This is a genomic window from Nostoc sp. JL23, from assembly GCF_017115065.1.
Classification (GTDB): Bacteria; Cyanobacteriota; Cyanobacteriia; order Cyanobacteriales; family Nostocaceae; genus Nostoc; species Nostoc punctiforme_A.
Genome location: NZ_JABXKN010000043.1, coordinates 1 through 13,436, shown reverse-complemented (window position 1 = coordinate 13,436; position 13,436 = coordinate 1). Strand labels below are relative to the sequence as shown.

General features: G+C 42.3%; 11 protein-coding genes. 8 read left to right on the top strand and 3 right to left on the bottom strand.

The genetic code is table 11. The features are described from left to right. Positions 1–30: 30 nt before the first annotated feature. From HWQ42_RS09020 to HWQ42_RS08985, 8 genes are all read left to right on the top strand, one after another. Positions 31–594, top strand: a complete 564-nt coding sequence (locus HWQ42_RS09020; RefSeq protein WP_292732888.1) for a hypothetical protein — start codon at positions 31–33, stop codon at positions 592–594. Between the two features lie 179 nt (positions 595–773). Continuing rightward, a complete protein-coding gene (locus HWQ42_RS09015) occupies positions 774–2,507 on the top strand; it encodes a VgrG-related protein (protein WP_292811129.1) in 1,734 nt (577 codons plus the stop codon). A 117-nt stretch (positions 2,508–2,624) separates the two neighbouring features. Then, positions 2,625–3,122, top strand: coding sequence for a PAAR domain-containing protein (locus HWQ42_RS09010; RefSeq protein ID WP_069069082.1), 498 nt, complete (start codon positions 2,625–2,627; stop codon positions 3,120–3,122). Positions 3,123–3,278: 156 nt separating this feature from the next. Next, a complete protein-coding gene (locus HWQ42_RS09005; RefSeq protein ID WP_292811125.1) occupies positions 3,279–3,593 on the top strand; it encodes a hypothetical protein in 315 nt (104 codons plus the stop codon). A 121-nt stretch (positions 3,594–3,714) separates the two neighbouring features. Further along, positions 3,715–4,128: a GPW/gp25 family protein gene (locus HWQ42_RS09000; RefSeq protein ID WP_094350967.1), complete on the top strand. Its 414-nt coding sequence runs from the start codon at positions 3,715–3,717 to the stop codon at positions 4,126–4,128. Then, positions 4,125–6,323: a putative baseplate assembly protein gene (locus HWQ42_RS08995; RefSeq protein WP_292811120.1), complete on the top strand. Its 2,199-nt coding sequence runs from the start codon at positions 4,125–4,127 to the stop codon at positions 6,321–6,323. Before HWQ42_RS09000 ends, HWQ42_RS08995 begins: the two co-directional genes overlap by 4 nt. Before the next feature lie 68 nt (positions 6,324–6,391). Next, positions 6,392–7,423, top strand: coding sequence for a phage tail protein (locus HWQ42_RS08990; protein WP_292811118.1), 1,032 nt, complete (start codon positions 6,392–6,394; stop codon positions 7,421–7,423). 52 nt (positions 7,424–7,475) lie between these two features. Beyond that, a complete protein-coding gene (locus HWQ42_RS08985; protein WP_292811116.1) occupies positions 7,476–8,675 on the top strand; it encodes a DUF4159 domain-containing protein in 1,200 nt (399 codons plus the stop codon). A gap of 17 nt (positions 8,676–8,692) precedes the next feature. Here the strand turns inward: HWQ42_RS08985 and HWQ42_RS08980 are convergent, their stop codons facing one another. The 3 genes from HWQ42_RS08980 to serA form a co-directional block, all read right to left on the bottom strand. Beyond that, the gene (locus HWQ42_RS08980) at positions 8,693–9,979 is read right to left on the bottom strand and encodes a hypothetical protein (protein ID WP_292811114.1); all 1,287 of its coding nucleotides are present in this window, start codon (positions 9,977–9,979) and stop codon (positions 8,693–8,695) included. A 228-nt stretch (positions 9,980–10,207) separates the two neighbouring features. After that, positions 10,208–11,128 (bottom strand): 50S ribosomal protein L11 methyltransferase, encoded by a 921-nt coding sequence (gene prmA, locus HWQ42_RS08975; RefSeq protein ID WP_292811111.1) that lies wholly within the window; start codon positions 11,126–11,128, stop codon positions 10,208–10,210. Positions 11,129–11,254: 126 nt separating this feature from the next. Beyond that, positions 11,255–12,835 (bottom strand): phosphoglycerate dehydrogenase, encoded by a 1,581-nt coding sequence (serA, locus tag HWQ42_RS08970; RefSeq protein WP_292732902.1) that lies wholly within the window; start codon positions 12,833–12,835, stop codon positions 11,255–11,257. Positions 12,836–13,436: the final 601 nt, after the last annotated feature.

Here is a 13,436-nt window from a genome sequence, read left to right as displayed (position 1 = left end):
TTCAATAATTAATTTTAGGAGAATATTCAAATGGCAAGTCCAGCAATTATTGTTATTCAAAAGCGTCAACCGCAACTTGAGAAAGCCAAACTTGTAGCTTATAACGGTGAAGCGCCAGATATTGAATTAATGTTTAATCCTACAGATATTAGTTTCTCTCGGACTGTCAAGTGGGAAAGTAAGGATGGGAATAGAGGAACTACTCTACTTCCGAAAGTAAACTTTTCTGGCGTTGAACCTTACAAATTCACACTTAAACAGTTACTTTATGATACCTATGAAACGAAAGAATCGGTGATGAAAAAATATATAGATAAAATTAAAAAAGGTGTAGAAACTATCAGCAAAGCAACTGATAAACGACCACCTGTTTATATATTTACATGGGGAAATGAGTATTTTTATTGTGTAATTACAAGTTTAACCTACACTTTAAATATGTTTTTGAGTGATGGTACACCAGTAAGGGCACTGGTAGATATAGCCTTGCAAGAAGTAGATAAGAATAACCTTCCAGGAGGACGTGAATCTGCTTCTACAGGCAATGCTCGTGCGGGAGATCAAAAGGGACAAACACTGAGTAAGACAAAATAAGTAATACCAATTTTAAAAAAGAATGCGACAAATAGACCATTTGTAGAGACGCGATGAATCGCGTCTTTAGCCAAGGATGTGTTGCAATCATTAATTGAATTGGTATAAAGTGACAAATTAGTATTTACTTTGTCATTAAAGGCTGCTCTGAACATTTCATAAGTTATAAAGTAATAATTATGCCTCCTAAAAAAAGCCTTTATTTAAGCGAACCTAAAATACAGATAGACGGAAAACAGGCTTCTCCTGAATTAATGAAGGATTTGTTGCAAATCACAATCGAAGAAAGCCTTCATTTACCAGCAATGTTTACGCTAGTAATCCATAACAGCTATATTCCCGCATCTGACCGACCAGAAAACAAAGCTTGGCGACATGAGCAGTTGTTTAAAATTGGGAAAAAAGTAAAGTTAGGTTTTACTTCGAGTACTACTCTAGATAATAATTTTCAAGAGGAGGTAGGAGAATTTCTCATTGAAGGCGAAATTACAGCGATGGAAGTTCACTTCAATGAAAAATCTGAAGCTGATATTATTGTTCGCGGTTATGATATTTCTCATCGTCTGCATAGAGGTCGTTATAATCGCTCTTTTTTAAATAAAACTGATAGCGATATAGTCAAGCAAATAATTAAAGAAGTAGGTATAAAATCTGGCAATATAGAAGCAACTGGTGAAGTTCATAAGTATGTCTTCCAAGAAAATCAAACTAATATGGAGTTTTTGCGAGAAAGGGCTGCTCGCATTGGTTTTGAGTTATTTATTACAGAGGAAAAGCTAAATTTTTGCAAACCAAAAAGTCAGGAAGCTTTATCACTAAAATGGCTAGTTGATATTAATAAATTTAGTACCCGCGTTACCAGTGCCGAACAGATAAGTTCTGTAGAGGTACGCGCCTGGGACTATACCCAGAAACAATTGATTAGTGGAACAGCTAAGAAAGAAAAGCCAATAACCGAGACAGGTAATAAGCTAGGAAGTAGTACTAGTAATGCATTTTCTAATCTTAAATCTCCCAAAATGATTGTTGTAGATAAACCTGTTGCCAGCAAAAAACAAGCAGAGACGATGGCTCAGGCTTTGTGTGATGAACTAGGAGGAGAATTTGTTTACGCAGATGCCAAAGCAGAAGGGAATCCTGAGATTCGTCCGGGACGGGTTATTAATCTTCAGGATATGGGCGATCGCTATAGTGGTAAGTATTATGTTACAGAAACCCGCCATTTCTTCAGTCAGCGCGTTTATGAAACTTATTTCAGCGTGCGGGGACTACGTTCTGGTAGCTTATTCACAACTCTATCTCCAGAAAAACGTCTCCAGCCATCTGAGACTTTATTAGTAGGGATTGTCACTGATAATAAAGACCCACAAGCATGGGGTAGGGTGAAGGTTAAGTTTCCCACTCTCACAGAAGAACATACAAGTGACTGGGCGAGAGTTGTAGCTGTGGGAGCAGGCCCAAATAGAGGTTTTGACTGTTTACCAGAGGTAAACGATGAAGTTTTGGTAGGTTTTGAACATGGCGATATCCATCGTCCCTACGTTATTGGCGGAGTATGGAATGGCAAGGATGCACCACCGGAAAAAGTAAGGGATTCAGTTACAAGTGGTGTAAGATTACGCACCATTAAAACTCGTGTAGGTCATACTCTACAGTTTGTTGAAGAAGATAAAGGAAGTAGCAAAAAAGGTATTCGCGTAGAAACTGAATACGGTCACAAAATATATCTTAATGACAGTCAAAGGTGTATAGAGATTGAAACTAAAGGCGGTCATAGAATCAAAATGGACGATATGGCTAAATCTGTTTCAGTGAAATCAACAGGTAATATGTCATTAGATGCTGCTGGCAATATCGACATTTCAGCTAACGGTACGATTACAGTCAAAGGTGCGTTGATTCGACTTAATTAATTTTCTATGTTTTTTCTCAGCGCTCTCTGTGCCTCTGTGGTTTAAAAGTAATTTATCTAACCACAGAGACGCGGAGAACACAGAGGCAAGAGATTAAAGACACAATAGGAGGTTGTCGTGGGTAGACCAGCAGCAAGAATTACCGACAATGTAGCGCACCCCTTACCCCCAGTTTTAACAGGAGGGCCGGGTAGTCCCAATGTGTTGATTGGGTCTTTACCTGCGTGGCGGGGTGTGCTTGCAGCAGCAGTACCAGGTTTGCAGTCCGCCAAAACATCTTCTGATATAGCTATCAAAGCGGCTGAGGCTGCTACCCTAGCGGCGGCTGGTACACCAGGGGCACCTGCTGCCTTAGCTGCCGAACAAACTACAAAGACAACGGCAGCTTCTACTATGGGTAGTGCGATCGCTGCTGCTGCTGCTGGTGCTGATATTCATAATTGCGCCACACCTTTGCCCGTCCCTCCCCACGGCCCTGGAGTTGTGATTGACGGTAGTCAGACAGTGCTGATTAACAATCTGCCTGCATCTAGGATGGGCGACACCGTTTTAGAAGCATTAGGGCCACCGAATAAAATTATCAAAGGTAATCCCACTGTTTTGATTGGCGGCTGATTGAAGAGGCAGGGGGTAGGGGGGAGTTATACCAATTCTGTATGAAGATGCGCTAAACCATGTTTAAGTACAAGAAAGGAAAACGAACCGCAAAGGACGCGAAGGACACAAAGTAAAGAAAGAAGTTAAAAGGGTTTGGCGCAGCCTCACAAAGAAATGGTATTAGAATCTCTTTCATCCACCTTTAAACTGGATAAATCCACTCCAGAACTCCGTTCATCCACCTTTGAACTGGATGAATCCACCTCGGAACTCCGTTCATCCACCTTTGAACTGGATGAATCCACCTCAGAACTCCGTTCATCCACCTTTGAACTGGATGAATCCACCTCAGAACTCCGTTCATCCACCTTTGAACTGGATGAATCCACCTCAGAACTCCGTTCATCCACCTTTGAACTGGATGAATCCACCTCAGAACTCCGTTCATCCACCTTTGAACTGGATGAATCCACCTCAGAACTCCGTTAATCCACCTCAGAATCTTAAACTCTTGCCTACCTCTTCATCCTCGACCTTTGGAGAATAGGCTTAAACCTTCTGTGCCGATATCTTTGAAGATATCCATGTAACAGCTGTCTAAGTGCCAGATATGGTTTACGGTCGTCAACGAGCCTATTTGGGAACAGGTTGGGCTTATCCACTGCATTTAAGTGTGCAAGGTGGGATACAACTTAGCCGTGAAGATCAAAAAGTTAAAGAATCTATTTGGATTATCCTCCGCACGGGAGTAGGTGAGCGGGTTTATCGTCCAACGTTTGGTTCGCGCTTGTCGGAACTGGCGTTTGCACCTTTAAATAGCGATACCCTACTGCGAATCCGCCTTTATGTCTTGGAAGCTTTAGAAGTTTGGGAACCACGCATTACTATCGATGAAGTTGTTACCGACCCTGACCCTGTGCGTGGCAGAGTAGATATCATTATCAATTATCGACTTAAAGACGGCCCCGATATTTATAGTTTTGTTTATCCTTATTATTTGGTGTCAGCTGGGGAGGAATCGTGAACTTTGACTTTCTACCGAAATTACCTTCTTCCAACTTAGACGATCGCGCCTTTGATGATTTGGTGCAAGAATGTATCATGCGTATTCCTCGCTACTGTCCAGAATGGACTGACCACAACCTCAGCGACCCAGGAATTACGCTCATTGAGTTATTTGCTTGGTTAACTGACCAGATGTTGCTCAGATTCAACCAAGTACCCCGAAAAAATTATGTTGCTTTTTTAGAATTACTAGGTATTCGTCTCCAGCCTCCCGCCCCAGCCCGCACAGAATTAACTTTTTATTTAAGCGCTGCACTACCTGAAGCCTACACAATTCCCGCCGGATTGGAAGCCTCAACTATCCGCACTGAAACTACAGAAGCTATTACCTTCAGCACAGATTCTCCTCTAATTATCGGCAAACCCCGCATCCAACATTTCTTAACTGCCCAAACTACCGAAGATATTCCCCAATCTCTGCGCGAAAGAGTCACAACTTCTTGGACTCGTCAATCTAACGGTTACTGGACAGGTAATGAACAACCGATTTTTGAAGAGGAACCCCAGCCTGGTAATTGCTTTTATTTAGCAATTAATTCTGATGATCCAATAGATGCTAATGTTTTAGAAATTATTTTCCAAGGGGCTGCGGCTACCCCTGCTGGGATTAACCCCAATCAACCACCCCGAAGATGGGAAGCTTGGGATGGGGAAAATTGGCAATCAGTTTTATTGCAAGAATCAGATGATAAAACTCGCGGCTTCAGTTTTTATGAAATCGCCCAAGAGGGTGAAAACCCGTCTCAAGGTGCAGAGGTCCGTCTGCATTTACCTCAAATTTGGCCTGTGGCTAATTTTACCTCTTACCGAGGTCGCTGGTTGCGCTGTAGCTTTATTTCTACAGAAGCGAATGAAACTGGCTACAATCGTCCGCCAAGGATTATTGGTTTAGCAGTGCGTTCAATTGGCGGTACTGTTAGGGCTAGCCATAGTACGCTGATTCAAGATGAACGATTGGGAATTAGTGATGGTACACCCGGTCAAAGTTTCGAGTTACAAACAGCACCAATTTTAGAACGCCGAGAAAATGAGTATATTTTAGTTACTCCTGCTGATGGTTTGCCGCAAAAGTGGACTGAGGTGAGAGATTTTGCTGATTCTGGGCCGCATAACTTCCATTACACCATCGATTCCATCACTGGTACAATCCAATTTGGGCCCCTGATTCGGGAACCGAGCCAACTTAAACAACAAACCCAGGTAAGATCAAGAATCCAGCAACCATCACTAGATGACACATCTGTACAAGTTCTAGAAAATAACCAGTCGGAACACCAATATGGGGCGATTCCTCCCCGTGGTGCAGAGATTAGGATGGTTACTTATCGTACAGGCGGCGGTAGAGAAGGCAATGTTCAAACTGGGGCAATCCAGTTTTTGAAGTCTGCATATCCTTATGTTGCTAGTGTGGTCAATCGTGTACCAGCAATCAATGGAGCAGATGCTGAGTCACTGGAACAGGCGGTAATGAAGGCTCCCCGCATCCTCCGCACACGCGATCGCGCCGTCACTGCTGAAGATTTTGAAGTTTTAACTCAACAGGCGGGTGCAGGTGCGATCGCGCGCGTCCGGTGCTTGCCAGCAAATTCTCGTAGACAAGCTGGTATAGTTAGTTTGCTGGTAGTTCCTTATGCAAACACAGATGCGATCGCCCAAGGCAATGGCATGACACCAGAAGAATTTGCCCTGAGTAATGCCCTCCAAGAGCAAATTTTGACTTACTTAGATGAAAGACGCTTGTTAGGGGTACAAGTAGAGTTACAAGAACCGAATTATGTAGGTGTTTCGGTACAGACAGAAGTTGCTTTAGAGCCAGCATACAACAACCCTTTTGCCAGCGAAGAAATTCGTCGTAATTTAAGGCGATCGCTGTATAAATATTTAAATCCCTTAACTGGAGGAATCGACGGCAAAGGTTGGGCATTTGGGCGACCCGTTTATACATCGGATATTGTGGCATTACTGCAACAAACCCCAGGCGTGCGTCATTTAGGCCCCGTCTTGCTATTTCCCATCCGCAAGCAAGGAGAAAATTGGCGACGACAACCATCCCCAGAACAATTGATCGATCCGGGATCGGAAGGTTTGATATGTTCTTGGGCTGATACAAATCTGCGTTCAAATCACGACATCCAGATAATTCGTAATTCCTAATTCGTCAGTAGTTATTCTCTCCCTTGCCCCCTGCCCCTTGCCTCCTCTTACCCCCAATCCCAAATCCTATGGTTCAAAGTCGCTCTAGTCCAGCTGTAAGCATTCAATTAACGCCAATGCAAATTCCCGAAGCTTTACCTGTGGCAGGTTTAGCATTTGCAAATGCAGAAAACATCGATGTCGCTGGACGTAGTTTGCTCTTGCATCCTGGACATCCCAGCGAGATGATTGTGCAAGTGCAAAACTTAGAACAACGTCCTTTGCGGGTGAGCTTAAGCGTTGAAGGAAACTTTCCATCTCAGTGGTGTCAGATTGGCACAGAAGGTAGTGAGATACCGCCTCGCGGACAAATGGATGCTGTTCTCTACTTCTCAATTCCCGACACATTTTTTGAAGACCAAGAGGCAATTTCCCCTGAAAAAAAAGACAAACTAACACTCAATTTTCGCAGCCTAATTACTCTACACATAGACCCAGGCACAGACAACGAACAAATCGAGAGAAGCGAGTATTTCGATTTATACATCCGTCCTTATACTGCCTACATGGAATTCTTGCCAATTTTGTATCGGGAGGTGGACTTTATTGGTCGCTTCATGAAGATATTTGAGCAAGCTTTTCAACCAATAGTTAATAGTTACAACGTCATGTGGGCAAACCTCGATCCCTTGACAGCACCGCAAGCACTACTACCCTTTATGGCTCATTGGGTTGCTTGGCAGGTGGATTCTGTTTGGGATCTCCAGCAACAACGGCGTTTAATTCGCCGAGCCGTAGAACTTTATCGTTGGCGAGGAACTCGTAAAGGATTGCGTCTCTATTTGCATCTTTATACTGGTTTACCGCTAGACGAACATTTACCAAATGAAGCTGATAAACATATTAGTATCACAGAACCTTTTGGCCCAAGTTTTATTATCGGAGATGCACAATTAGGAAATGCAGTTTTAGCAGGTGGGCAACCATATCATTTTATAGTGCGTTTGCGTTCAAATATTTCTAGTGGCATCATCAACGAAGAACTTATTCAAAGAATCATAGAACAAGAAAAACCTGCTTTTTGCACATACGAATTATCTATCGAAAATCCCTCTAATTAAATAATTCATAATAAAGTAAAATTTAATCCAAAATCTAAAATCTAAAATTGCTATGTCTCATCCTTTCCCACCACCACCAATTAAATCCTTTGAACGCCTGCAAGCCGCAGACGGCTTACTAATCAATGCGGAACGTTGGCGCACAGCCCATGAATATCACCGTAATCGGCAAAATGCTCAATATCAAAGTTTAAATCAACCAGGAATTGTCTGCGGTTTGGGCGTGCGAGATGTGACTGCCCCAAGCCAAGTTGAAGCTAGATATCGAGATGGACGTTGGGTACAAATTCAACCTGGGATTGCAATTGATTTAGCAGGTAATCTAATTGTTGTACCGACTTCTTATGATTTTCCCATCGATCTAGAAGTAGTAAGTTCTGAGCCACTCATGATCTACTTAGTAGTTAGCTATGTAGACCCCGATGAATTGCGGCGCGGACAGCAAAGAGATGTTGTTCAAGAGACTTATCGAATTGACCAAATAAACTCTACACCAGCCAGTTCAGAAATAGAAATATGTCGAATACTCCTACAACCAGGACATACTGACATTACCCAACCTGCGGATGCTTTTTTCCCTGGATATAATAATATTGATTTGCGTTATCGTCGTCAGGCGCAAATACGTCCTCAAGCACTTGTATGTATGGCACAGGCGACTCATAGCGATCCAGAATGTGCGCGTAATTTTTTCAGCCTTTCATATTTATTACAAGCAGTAGAACCCCTATACCCAAGTTTGCGAGGGGCTGATGAACCAGGTCAGGTTTCTTTAGCAGAAAACATCCAAGACTATGACATCCTTTATCTCACAGGTGGACAAGCAATTTCTTTAAATAGTCTTGAATTTGAATCTCTCAGAAATTACTTAAATTTAGGTGGTGTACTTTTTGTTGATGCGCCAACAAATGCTAATCCTCTGATTGAAAGTACTCAAGCTTTGGCACAACAGTTAGAGAGTCCTTTAAGACCTTTAGAAGAATTGCAACGGAGTCATCCTTTAAGGACAAAACCTTTCTTATTTGCTGCCTTGCCAATGGTTAATCAACAGCAGATAAAACTGTTAATTGGTGGAGGAATTATTTTAGCAATTGGAGATTTAGCAACTGCCTGGGGACTGGATAGAGATTTGAGTTTACCCAGATTGACCATTCGGACAGCTCAGGAATTAGGGATTAATATTCTTCACTATGCTTGGAAGCGGCGACAGTTAATTGGGTTGCAACAGGAAGATAATTCAGGGCAGTGGTGAAAGCCAAGTTAGTAAGATTATTGAGTTTGGTTGTTTGCGATCGCAGTATTATTTTTGTCGTGTTCAAGTTCTCTCATTAGTGAATCAAAACCACTGGTATTGTTTCCACTTTGGGCAAATAAAGACCGAATTTTATTGATGATCGCACTCATGCTATTGGAGAAAAACCGACCGAGATTATTAACAAAGTTTTTCAGTTTTTCAAATATCGAAACCTCGACAGTGGAGTATTTATTGACAATTGGATATACAATTTTTCCTTTTTCTGTTTGATAGTATTCTTGTTCAGGCATCAACATTGATGTGAGTGGTTGCACCTGTTTTGCCATATCAGCTTCGGTTCGTTTATTGCTGAGGAATAAAACATCATAAATTTTTCCATTCCAGCTAGCCCAATAATGGTTTTGGAAAAACCATCGTTTTCCATCATCACAATTAGGCTTTTTCCCTTGGTATGGGGTAGCTCCAGCTTCACTCAAAAAAGGTTTAGCGATACTTTCAATTGTTATTTTTTCAATACCAAAATATTCTTCTGCAACTTTTTTAAAAGCACGAGCTAATGTCTGACAATCTCCTTCTGGAGAGCCTTTTAATAGAGTTTCTGGACTCTTACTCACCATTGTGTATTGAAATTGGATATTTACAAAGTTTTTGAAAAGTTGTTCCAGTATTTTATCTTGTGGCAATGTGTCATCTATACCATTGACTAGTGTTTTGGATAGGGAATATTCTTGTAAAAATTTTTGTTTTTTATCTGCTGAGTTATTTACTGCTAATATTTCTTCAGACTTTGCTTGTTCGTTCTTATTAGCTGGTATCGTCTGCTGTGCGTCCTGGTTTTGCAGAGGAGATCGATTAATTTGGTTGACTATAGAAGTAGCGACTTTATCCGCCTCTTGCTCATATCGATCTCCTGATTGACCAATAGTCAGTTTTGGCTGTATTTCTCCTATTGACACGCTATCAGCACGTTTTATCGCCATTTTGCTCAGGTTATGACCAAACTGCGAAGAGTGTTCCTTCCCTTGCTGCAAAGACTCATTCATCTTTGTTTGCAATACAGTGAGTCGCTCTTGCCCCTCTGGCGTGATAGTGCCATGCTTGGCTTGTATTTGGAGTTTCGTTGCCTCAAACTGATATTGTTGAAATTTCTGATTTTCTACCTTTGCCTGTACTATAGGCTTGTTGGAGCCAAGTTGAGAGTGGGTAGTTAATAAATGCGTAGGCGTAGCCCGTCGTAGACATTGCTCTGACGAATAAGCGGATGAGTCAGCTTTTTTGTGGATTTGTAGCCGTTCTTTCATCGCTAGTTTCAAAAGTCAATAGTGGCTAATTTATATATTATACCAATTTAAAAAAAGAATGCGACAGATACATACTCCCAAACCTTTGTTCTGTCTGGTTTTCTTAATTTTGAATTTTGAATTTTGAATTGATATTATGTCACTTACTTAAAGATCCCCGGCTTATTTAAGAAGTTGGGGATCTAATTGTTTACGAATAATTTAGGATGACGATATATTTCTACCGAATTAAGAACGCCTTACATTTAAGCAACACCATTCTTTGCGTTTCCACAGGGTAGCGACAACCCAGCCATTTTCTTCTAAAGCGTCAGCAACAGCTTTAGATTGTTCTAGTAAAATACCACTGAAGATTGCCCAAGTTTCAGGTTTAGCGATCGCACTCATTTCTGGAAGCAATTCAATAATGACATGAGCCAAAATATTGCAGACGATACCATCCACCGGACTTGCAATTAATTTTGTCAAAACGTCTACACTTCCCAATGCTGGTAGTAAACGTTCTGGACTAATGTCGTTCAGCGCACCATTACTGATAGTTGATTGCACCGCCAAAGGGTCATTATCTACTGCATAGACTTTCTCTGCACCCAGTAGCAGCGCCCCAATAGAAAGGATACCAGAACCACAGCCAATATCCGCAATTACTAAATGTTCATGTTTGCCACTACTACCTACAAACGACTGAGGAACACCACTTAGCCGCATTTCCAGGGATTCCAAACATAGCTGAGTAGTGGCATGGTTGCCAGTGCCAAATGCTACACCAGGATCGAGGCGAATTACTAACCGTTCCGTTGTTTCTGGTAATGGTAGCCAAGCGGGGTTAATTAAGAAGCGATCGCCTATTTCTTGCGGATGCCAATATTGTTTCCAGCTAGTCGCCCAATCTTCCTCATCAATTAACTGCCATTGTAAGGAAGGAGATGAGACTCCTACACAGAGGGCATCTTGACGCAGCCACAACGACAGGGCTGCCAAATCTAGTAGCTGTGTTTGAATTGTCGGCAGATAAGCCTTGACTAAAGATGAGTTTCCTTTATTTTCACTTGCTGTCCCACGACAGCCAAAATCTTCCAGTCGCCAAAAGATCGATTCTTCTAGGTCTGGCTCACATAAAATCTGTATTTCCCACCAGGTGTTTGCCATCTTTGAGTGCTGAGTGGTGAGTAGTGAGTGGTGAGTGCTGAGTTTGAGGGAGTTAGGAGTTAGGAGTTTTTAACTTTTAACTCCTAACTATTCACTCCTAACTTTTCTTGACTCAGTACTCACCACTCATAGTGTTACTGTATACGCGTCCCGAATACCAGAGACTTTTATAATCTCATCCAAAATGCCCTCTGGTAAAGGGTCATCTATACTCAGAGCCATTACCGCATCACCACGGACGATTTTACGACCTACTTGCATACTGGCAATATTCACATTAAAACTGCCGAGTAGGGAACCAAGTTTGCCGATAATCCCTGGCATATCGCGGTGCAGGGTAAACAACATATATTTGCTGGGTGGGACGTTAATCGGGAAACCATCAACGTCGGTGAGATGGATTTCCCGCTCACCCAACAAAGCGCCTGTGACAGAATGAGTACCTAAAGTACCCGTGGCTTCTAGATGCAGTGTGCCGGCATAGTCTCGAATGGAAGCATCGCGGGTTTCAATTACCCGAATTCCCCGTTCTTTGGCTTCTATGCTCGCATTTACGTAATTTACTCGTTCCCGCAAAGCTTGGTAAAGTAATCCTTTAAGGGCAGCGACGATCAAAGGCTGACTTTTGTTGGTCGCGAGTTCCCCTTGCAGTCGAATATTGAGTACTTCTACCCTTCCACCAGCTAGTTGTCCCACTAGATTACCTAGAGTTTCTGCTAGTTGCATATAGGGTTTGAGTTCTTCTAACACGTCGGGGCCGAGTCCGGGAATGTTGACAGCTGAACGTGCTGGTAGTCCTAAAAGGACATCGCGAATTTGTTCGGCAACATCAATGGCCACATTCACTTGAGCTTCCGTGGTAGAGGCTCCCAAGTGGGGAGTGAGGATGATTTCTTTACCTAGCGATCGCAATTCAGATTCACCCAGTGGTTCTGACTCGAATACATCCAAGGCTGCACCACCGATTTTACCCGCTTTCAGAGCTGCTGCTAAAGCTACTTCATCAATGATTCCACCACGAGCGCAGTTGATAATCCGAGCTGTGGGTTTCATCTTTGCCAAGGTTGTGGCATTGATTAAGTGGGTAGTTTCTGGGGTTTTCGGGATGTGAAGGGTGATATAGTCTGCTTGCTGGAAGAGTAAATCCAGCTCTACTAACTGACAGCCAATTTGTTCGGCTCGTTCTGTAGAAATAAATGGGTCATAAGCTAGGAGTTTCATCCCCATTGTCCTAGCTACAGCGGCAACATGGGAGCCGATTTTACCCAAACCGACAACGCCGAGAGTTTTTTTGTAGACTTCCGCACCAACAAAACTATTGCGATCCCAAGCACCGCGTTTCACCGAAGCATTAGCATCGGGGATGTGACGAGACAAAGCCAAAATCATCGCTAGCGCGTGTTCAGCGGCAGCAATTGTATTTCCCTCTGGAGAATTAACTACTACAATTCCTCGGCGTGTGGCAGCGGGAACATCCACATTATCCACACCCACACCAGCACGACCAATGATTTTTAGCTGGGTGCCAGCTTCAATGATTTCTTGAGTGACGCGCGTACCAGAGCGAATCATTAGCGCGTCATACTCACCAATAATTGCGATCAGTTCCGCTGGTTTTAGACCTAGTTTGACATCAACGGTAGCAACTTGCGAAAGAATGTCAATTCCAGCTTGGTCAATCGAATCAGAGACAAGAACCTTAGACATGATTACTTCATTTAAAGCTACAGGTTTTGCTGCACAAGACTTTTTAGTTTAGTCTTTATCTGTCGCAATTCAGCAAAAATTATTCGTTTGAATATCGACTTAACCTTAACTTACACTATCTGGTGGTGGTATCAAAGCATGAGTTGCTTCTGGTGGATACTGCCTCCTAAGTATTTGAAGGTGAGTGGCTATTTGCATCATCCTGTCGCTAAATATAAAGCATGAATAGCACTAAGCACCGATATATTTATTAATAGTTAAGAGTTACCAAAATTTTATCGGCTGAAGCAACTTTCTGAGTGGGGTAAAAATGCCTGTATTCTTGACTGGGCTGCAACTTTAGATCGGGCAATGCTATAGACAACCACGAAACGAGCGAGTAACTATTATATCTATCAAATCTTGGCTATTTCTAAATACCACAAGTGGTATCCCTTAGTCAAAGCAAGATATTGCAACTTTTATCCCAAATAAGCGTTTAAATTCACCAACTGTTCAGCTTTTGATTTGTCCGTATCGCATATTACCAGAGTCAGCTTTATGGTAATATCATGTTCGGTAAATCACTTACGATTAAGCCCCGATTTTAATCCACCAGTGA

Bases quoted from the DNA above. Each gene is read 5' to 3' on its own strand.
- HWQ42_RS09015 (WP_292811129.1), top strand. From the start codon at position 774: ATGCCTCCTAAAAAAAGCCTTTATTTAAGCGAACCTAAAATACAGATA.
- HWQ42_RS09020 (WP_292732888.1), top strand. From the start codon at position 31: ATGGCAAGTCCAGCAATTATTGTTATTCAAAAGCGTCAACCGCAACTT.
- serA (WP_292732902.1), bottom strand. From the start codon at position 12,835: ATGTCTAAGGTTCTTGTCTCTGATTCGATTGACCAAGCTGGAATTGAC.
- HWQ42_RS08990 (WP_292811118.1), top strand. From the start codon at position 6,392: ATGGTTCAAAGTCGCTCTAGTCCAGCTGTAAGCATTCAATTAACGCCA.
- prmA (WP_292811111.1), bottom strand. From the start codon at position 11,128: ATGGCAAACACCTGGTGGGAAATACAGATTTTATGTGAGCCAGACCTA.
- HWQ42_RS09005 (WP_292811125.1), top strand. From the start codon at position 3,279: ATGGTATTAGAATCTCTTTCATCCACCTTTAAACTGGATAAATCCACT.
- HWQ42_RS09000 (WP_094350967.1), top strand. From the start codon at position 3,715: ATGGTTTACGGTCGTCAACGAGCCTATTTGGGAACAGGTTGGGCTTAT.
- HWQ42_RS08980 (WP_292811114.1), bottom strand. From the start codon at position 9,979: ATGAAAGAACGGCTACAAATCCACAAAAAAGCTGACTCATCCGCTTAT.
- HWQ42_RS08985 (WP_292811116.1), top strand. From the start codon at position 7,476: ATGTCTCATCCTTTCCCACCACCACCAATTAAATCCTTTGAACGCCTG.